The organism is Helicobacter rodentium ATCC 700285, from assembly GCF_000687535.1.
GTDB lineage: Bacteria > Campylobacterota > Campylobacteria > Campylobacterales > Helicobacteraceae > Helicobacter_D > Helicobacter_D rodentium.
The window spans coordinates 1-2839 of sequence record NZ_JHWC01000021.1 but is presented as its reverse complement, the minus strand read 5'-3'; the positions used below and the strand labels follow the sequence as shown (position 1 = coordinate 2839).

Annotated in this window: 4 protein-coding genes; all 4 read right to left on the bottom strand. The window is 32.6% G+C overall.

Annotated features, from left to right (window positions below):
• Positions 1-228 precede the first annotated feature (228 nt).
• The 4 genes from BS85_RS10990 to BS85_RS11675 all read right to left on the bottom strand — a co-directional run bounded on the left by BS85_RS10990 (position 229) and on the right by BS85_RS11675 (position 2550).
• Positions 229-1290: a DNA-processing protein DprA gene (locus BS85_RS10990; protein WP_051604788.1), complete on the bottom strand. Its 1062-nt coding sequence runs from the start codon at positions 1288-1290 to the stop codon at positions 229-231.
• Complete coding sequence (locus tag BS85_RS10985; protein ID WP_051604787.1) at positions 1290-1766, bottom strand: hypothetical protein; 477 nt, start codon at positions 1764-1766, stop codon at positions 1290-1292. The genes BS85_RS10990 and BS85_RS10985 overlap by 1 nt, the downstream gene beginning before the upstream one ends.
• A 30-nt stretch (positions 1767-1796) precedes the next feature.
• The gene (locus tag BS85_RS0109820) at positions 1797-1967 is read right to left on the bottom strand and encodes a hypothetical protein (protein ID WP_156938132.1); all 171 of its coding nucleotides are present in this window, start codon (positions 1965-1967) and stop codon (positions 1797-1799) included.
• Between the two features lie 427 nt (positions 1968-2394).
• The gene (locus BS85_RS11675; RefSeq protein ID WP_156938131.1) at positions 2395-2550 is read right to left on the bottom strand and encodes a hypothetical protein; all 156 of its coding nucleotides are present in this window, start codon (positions 2548-2550) and stop codon (positions 2395-2397) included.
• Positions 2551-2839 lie beyond the last annotated feature (289 nt).

The window sequence follows — 2839 nt, the reverse complement described above, 5'->3', positions numbered from 1 at the left end:
GTATCTAATTCAAAAAGAAATCCCATCGTTTCATTTTAAAAAAGAGAAAAATTTTCATACAAGTTACTAGATGAAACATTTTAGTTAGTGGGATCCTTAAAGGAGCGCATTATTATAGATTGCCACAATTCTTTATGAAATCTCGCAATGATGGTAGAAATAAATAAAATGCAGAATCATAAAATTGTAAGTTTTTTTCAAAAAAAAGGGGGGGTGTTTGCGATTCTACTAGTTCCCAAAGTCCATTCCTAACTGCTCCCAAACCTTTAATTTTTGTGCCTCTTTTGGCATTTGCAATCCCTCTTTCCACTCTTTTAATTTTTTTATGATGCAATTTGCATTAGTGCGGGTTAGAACTTTAAAATCGCGACTTTGTGGAGACCTATTAAAGCTCTCAATTTCATTAAAATTTACAATTCCATTTGCGCGCATTAGCTCACGATTTAGATTAAATTTTTCATCACTAAAATATGCCTCTTCATACATTACCGCCCTTTTGATTCCATATTCTTTTGCTTTATCCATTGCGTGACGCGAACCACTATCTTTGCGTTTATCGCACTTAGAATCCCATTCGCTATAACTTGCGGTTAAAATTACCATATCACTAAAAAATGCTTGCAGTCTATCCCTCTCTATGTATCTACCAACAAGCTCATAAGTATTTTTCGTCTCTTCATAATATTCGCTAATCAAAAACCCATTTTTATTGCTCACAATTTCATTTGCTAACTCTCTGTTTTCCTTTGGCAATATATTCTCTAATGTGCTAGGTAGCACAGCAATCGTGCAATCTTGATTGGAAACACTTTTGTGAGCTATGGAATCACAACCAAGTGCCAAACCACTTACAATCGTAGCATTGCATTTCAAAATCTCTTCAAGCACTGCTTTTTCTAATACTTGAATTTCCAATGTAGGCTCTAAAATACCTATCACCGCGATATTAAAATTCTCTTTTGATAATAGCTTCAAATCTCCCTCGTATGCCAAAAATACAGGTAAATCTTTCTTTTTTATCCGTGGCATAAAACGACTAGTTGGGAAATTATCATCACCCAAAGCAATATATTTTATACTTTCTTTACTATTGTCTAATACAGCCTGAATCTCTCCTATCGTATTAAAAAAATCAAAACTGCTATCTTTTTCTTGCAATTTTTTACTCAATTCCTCGGCTGACATATTGGGTTGATAATTATCTATAATCCAAGCGCGTCCGATTCCTTTGCACTTAAGAGCTGCTAAAACATTTAAAACATTTTGGCTATATTTTTTTATTTCTCCCATTAAAATATCCTTAAACTTTGCATTGTCTTTGCAAGAGCATAAAATGCCACCTTTTTAGCCCCATAATCCAAAAGTGCTTGTAAGCAATCCTCATCAACGCCCACAATCTCTTTCTTGCCTGTCTGTGGATTCCGATGATGGTGAGTATAAATATCATCAATAAGTAGCACATTTTGTCCTTTAATTCCCTTTTCAAATATAGCACAAGTATCCTTAGTAATCCCGGGATAAGGATTATCTCCACCATCAGAGGTAGGAAAATGTGTCGTGCGGGTAGGTAGGATACGCGTAATAAAATTTACTTCTCTAAAGTCATCATCATAAAACTCTTCACCCACTTCATCGGTTGAGAAAAGTTCTATATCAATTTGCACCTTTCTAATAAAATCTTTGAAGTGTGTAGATTTATTAGGTTTTGCCCTAGGAACAACGCAAACAATAAAATTCTCTTTGCTATTATAAAAAATCAAACACATATTGCTCTCCTTTATAATGAGCATTTTGAATCACATCATCATTAAAATTATATTGCGATTTATCGTCTTAAAATCCACAATCCAATCTGGATTTCCGGGATTACCATAGTTTGTATAATCCAAACTATACCAAGCTGGAACATCTTGTTTTAAAAAGCGACCATCTGCTTTGATTGTGAAACTACGAAATGACTTTTCCATCAAAAATTCTCCTTTTAAATTTAAAACTTTAATTATCAAAATCTTTAATTTGAATGATTCTATCTTTTGAAATACCGGCGCACAAAGCACATTGCACCTGTAAAGTTTCATCTTCAAATACAAGCATATTGTTTAGGTTTAATTCCAAAGATTTTATGCAATTTACAAATTTATTCCCACTTTGATTGCAAAAAAATATGAGCAAAATACTTGTCTATTTGATAATATTTTAGTAATAATATTGTCTTGTTTTCTGAAGCGTTGGTAAGCAAAATGATTTTATTTCTTTGAAAATATTTAAAAATAAGCGCAAAAAGACGCTGATTCAAAAATGTGTATTCTAAATACTCGGGATAAATAGAGTCTTTGCGATTCTTAATCGCCTTTAATTCAACATCACTAAATTGCCCAATACTGCGCAAACCTTTTAGAGTAATTCTTTGATAGCTACAAAGAGAGAGAGAGATGACTTTGTTACATTGTCAATAGCGGAGCAATACGCTAGATTGTTTGCTGTGTCTGTACGCATCAATGTTCCATCTAAATCAAAAACCAAAATATCACTTGGTTTTAAAATTATCAATCACGAGATTCCTTTGCTATAGCCATTAAGGCTTAAATGCTTTCTATTTTAACATATTTTTAAAATTTTTGTGGTTATATTCTTGCAAATTTTCTACAACACTCCACCACCAAACCCCTCCACAATCGTCTTATTATACATCATCTAACCACAGACACTACTCATCAAACATTTTATTATAAAATAAAAAAATCAACATTCAAACATTCAGGTCATTTAATGGATATAGCAGAATCACAACCCTAAAAGCATTTCTCTTTTATTCTTTAGGAGAGATTCTTTAGCTTAA

Bases quoted from the DNA above. Each gene is read 5' to 3' on its own strand.
- BS85_RS0109820 (WP_156938132.1), bottom strand. From the start codon at position 1,967: ATGGAAAAGTCATTTCGTAGTTTCACAATCAAAGCAGATGGTCGCTTT.
- BS85_RS10990 (WP_051604788.1), bottom strand. From the start codon at position 1,290: ATGGGAGAAATAAAAAAATATAGCCAAAATGTTTTAAATGTTTTAGCA.
- BS85_RS10985 (WP_051604787.1), bottom strand. From the start codon at position 1,766: ATGTGTTTGATTTTTTATAATAGCAAAGAGAATTTTATTGTTTGCGTT.